At 60.6% G+C, this 1866-nt stretch carries 3 protein-coding genes; all 3 read left to right on the top strand.

Features of this window, described 5'->3' with window-relative positions; translation table 11 throughout:
• A partial coding sequence (locus tag HX846_RS34045) for an ABC transporter permease (RefSeq protein WP_151239920.1) occupies window positions 1-252 on the top strand: 252 nt, incomplete at its 5' end.
• Window positions 253-609: 357 nt separating this feature from the next.
• Window positions 610-1014 (top strand): TraR/DksA C4-type zinc finger protein, encoded by a 405-nt coding sequence (locus HX846_RS34040; RefSeq protein WP_003214706.1) that lies wholly within the window; start codon window positions 610-612, stop codon window positions 1012-1014.
• A gap of 184 nt (window positions 1015-1198) precedes the next feature.
• Window positions 1199-1866 (top strand): methyl-accepting chemotaxis protein (locus HX846_RS40295; protein ID WP_306173191.1); only part of this gene is annotated, 668 nt, incomplete at its 3' end.

Below are 1866 nucleotides of genomic sequence, written 5' to 3'. Positions count from 1 at the left end.
GGGCAGGCGGGCATGGGCATGTCCTATGAGCTGGACGCGATTGCCGCTGCGGTGATCGGCGGTACCAGCCTGGCGGGCGGGGTAGGGCGCATCACCGGCACCGTGATCGGCGCGTTGATTCTCGGCGTGATGGCCAGCGGGTTTACCTTCGTCGGCGTGGATGCCTACATCCAGGACATCATCAAGGGCCTGATCATCGTGGTGGCGGTGGTGATCGACCAGTATCGCAACAAGCGCAAACTCAAGCGCTGACACGTTCCTCAAGGCCGCATCGGTCAAAATGTGGGAGCGGNNCACTGCCTTCGCGAGCAAGCCCGCTCCCACATTTAACCGTTTGTCTTCTATATAGCTCCACAACACTGAATTTCTTGCTATAAACGCACTCCGATGACCATTCGCCGAGCCCGTCCTGGTGCCTTTGCGGGTTATCTTGGAAAAAATGCCTGTCATTTCAGTTGCTGAGCCCTCAAGTCGGCCTTAGACTGCCGCCCCTCGTAAATTGAGTGCCGGGTGGCGCTTGAAATGGACGGCGCCTTTCCGAGACCTGCAGAGGTCGGCCGGAACGCTCCCTTATTCGCCTTAATGCACGTATTTTTTATAGAGAAATCAATGACAAAGGAAAAGTTGCTGGCCATGCCGGCGGATGACTACATGAATGCCGAGCAGCACGCTTTTTTCGAGAAGTTGTTGCAGGACATGAAAGTGGAACACCACGAGCGCATCGAGCAGAACCGCATCGCCATTGAAAGCCTGGACACCCCGGCAGACCCGGCCGACGCTGCTTCTGTCGAAGAAGAGCGCACCTGGCTGGTGAACGCCATCGACCGCGACCAGCGCATGCTGCCGCAACTTGAGCAGGCCCTGGGCCGTATCAAGGAAGACTCCTTCGGCTGGTGCGACGACAGCGGCGAGCCTATCGGCCTCAAGCGCCTGCTGATCAGCCCGACCACCAAGTACTGCATCGAAGCGCAAGAGCGCCACGAGCAAATCGACAAGCACCAGCGTCAAGCCTGATGCGGTGAACTGCTGGAGCCGGGTTACCCGGTTCCCAGCAGAAAACAGCCGTTTCCCCCCGTTTATTGATCTGCTGCAAGCCCCCCACTAAAGGCCCATGGATAATGGCCACATAGTGGCGTCTAATGCAGTCACAATAACGACAAGCAGCGGGGTAACGAACATGGCTGGAGACGGATCTCTCATGGGCGCAGCAGTGTCACCACCCGTGGTGGCGCGACAGTTGCCCGGCTGGTTGACGCCGCTCCTGCAGAGTACCGCCCTGGTGCTGTTGCTGCTGGGCCTGGCGTTCGCCCAACTCTCGATTTACCTGTGCCTGCCGGTGGCCCTGCTGCTGATCTGGCTACCTCGCCTGACACATCGCACCCCCAGCGTTGCCGCGTCCGAAGCCACCGATGCCATCGGCGAGCTGACCCGCGACCTTTCCTACACCACCAGCCATAACGCGTTGTCTGCTGCGGGCGTGGCCTATGCGGTCAAGCAACTGGCGGCCAGGCTGCAATCTCAATTGGGCGCGGCGAAGCAGATCGTCAGCAGTGCCGAAGTGATGATCGGTACCGAGCAGGTCACCTCGCTACTGAGCCGCCAGGCCCTCGGCGCGGCCAGCCAGGCCCATCAGCGCAGTACCGAAGGGCGCGAGGTGCTGGCGCAGTCCATCACCCGTATGCACCAGCTCAGCCAGCGCGCCAACGACAGCCGTCAATTGATCGAGGCCTTGAGCCAGCGCAGCGAAGAAATCCAGCGCGTCACCCTGGTAATCCAGTCGATCGCCAGCCAGACCAACCTGCTGGCCTTGAACGCGGCGATTGAATCGGCTCGGGCCGGTGAGCCTGGGCGCGGGTTTGCGGTGGT

The organism is Pseudomonas sp. K5002 (assembly GCF_013386655.1).
In the GTDB taxonomy this organism is placed as follows: Bacteria; Pseudomonadota; Gammaproteobacteria; order Pseudomonadales; family Pseudomonadaceae; genus Aquipseudomonas.
Note: the sequence above shows the minus strand (reverse complement) of the source record. Positions and strands in the feature narration are given on the sequence as shown.